Genomic DNA, 1,618 nt, shown 5'->3' with positions numbered 1-1,618 from the left:
GCCCGCATAATTCATGAAGGCTGCTGGATGGCGCGGACGGGGGCGGCCGGCGCTGTAAGGGAGACGCGGTCGCGTTCGATCCCCTCCGGCGCTGGGGACGGCTTGATGGTGCGTTTCGCGGGGCTGGTGGGTTACGGTGTCTGGGGCTCGGCGGGGGCGTCTGCCCCGTTGCTCAGCAGGTGAGGCGCGGCAGGCGCTCGAGCGCGAGGCGCAGGATGGCTTTGTCAGGACAGGCGCTCGGCAGGTGCAGCATGACGCGGGTCTTCAGCGCGACAACACGGGCGGCCAGTTTAACGAGACGCAGCCGGAGGGTGTCGAACTGCGCGACGCGCCAGGTCGAGCGCTTGGGCATCAGGCTGCGCAGCGACCAGAGCAGCCAGTAGGCGCCGGTGTGCAGCATCAGGCGGAACTGGTTGGCGGTGGCGCGACTGCACGAAGTTCGATCAGCGGCGAGATGGCGCTTCCACGCCTTGATATGGTTTTCGGCCTGACCGCGGCGGCAATAGAGGTCTTCATAGATTGTGCGGGGCGATCCGGCGGCGAGGTTGGTGACGACGAAGCGCGTGTCGGTGCCCTGCGGGCCGGCTTCGACACGGGCGATGATGCGCTCGACGCGGCTCCAGCTGGCGGCGCCATCGTGGAACTCCTTGTAGCGCCGCAGCTTCTCCGCGCTCGGGGCACTGGCGTGGCGGCGGGCGGTGCTGGCTTCCAGCGTCTCGACATGGCGGCGCAGCGTGGTGGTGGAGGCGACGCCGAACAGAAAATCGATGCGCGCCGCGCGGCAGAAATCGAGCACCTCGGGCGCGCAGTAATGACTGTCGGCACGGATCATGATCTCGACGCGCGGCCAGTGGCTGCGGATCTCCGCCACCAGGCGGCGTAGGACGTTGCGCGCTTCGGCGCCGGTGGGACGCTTGGCGGGGCGCAGCATGGCGGCGACGGGGCGGCCCTCGGCGTCGAAGACGACGATCGGCTGGAAGCCGTATTCGTCGTAGTAGGCGTTGAACAGGCGCAACTGCTGCCCGCCATGGACGGCGTCGAAAGTGTCGTCGATGTCGAGCGTGATGCGGCGCGGCACCTGGCGGAAGCTGGCGCAGTAGAGCGCCACCATGGCGCGCGCCATGCGGACCAGCGCGCGTGGCCCTGGCGTGTTCTCGAAGCGCGACAGCGTCGGCTGCGAGCACAGCGCGGCCGCGTCGGGCAGTCGCCCATTAGCCAGCTTGAAAAGCGGATCGTGCCGCAGGCTGTCGGCGTCGTTGCCGTCCTCGTAGCCGGCGGCGATCATCAGCAGGCGGAAGCGCAGCATGTCGGCGAGGCCATGCTGGATGCGCTCCGGGGCCCGCGGATCGTCGATGCAGGCGGCGAGGCGCCGGGCCACGCCGAGGCGCTCCTCGACCTCACGCAGCGCCAGCAGGCCGCCATCGGATGAGAGGGACCCGCCGTCAAAGCGGGCGATGATCGGCTTGCCGCCGACCGGTGACAGGCCCGGCAGGAGCAGCGTAGCGTGTGTGTCGGCGGGCATGGTGTCCGGAAACGGCAGGGTTCAGGTGTCGCAGCCGAATCCTATTGCCGTTCAACGGCTTGCACCATGTCCGCCAACCCTGATGAATTTTCCGGG

At 68.9% G+C, this 1,618-nt stretch carries 1 protein-coding gene; it reads right to left on the bottom strand.

Going from position 1 to position 1,618, the window contains the following annotated elements; genetic code table 11:
* Positions 1-172: 172 nt before the first annotated feature.
* On the bottom strand, positions 173-1,522 hold the full coding sequence (locus JJQ90_RS26705; RefSeq protein WP_216879297.1) for an IS1380 family transposase: 1,350 nt from the start codon (positions 1,520-1,522) through the stop codon (positions 173-175).
* Between the last annotated feature and the right edge of the window lie 96 nt (positions 1,523-1,618).

Source organism: Falsiroseomonas oleicola (genome assembly GCF_019029495.1).
GTDB classification, from domain to species: domain Bacteria; phylum Pseudomonadota; class Alphaproteobacteria; order Acetobacterales; family Acetobacteraceae; genus Falsiroseomonas; species Falsiroseomonas oleicola.
Note: the sequence above shows the minus strand (reverse complement) of the source record. Positions and strands in the feature narration are given on the sequence as shown.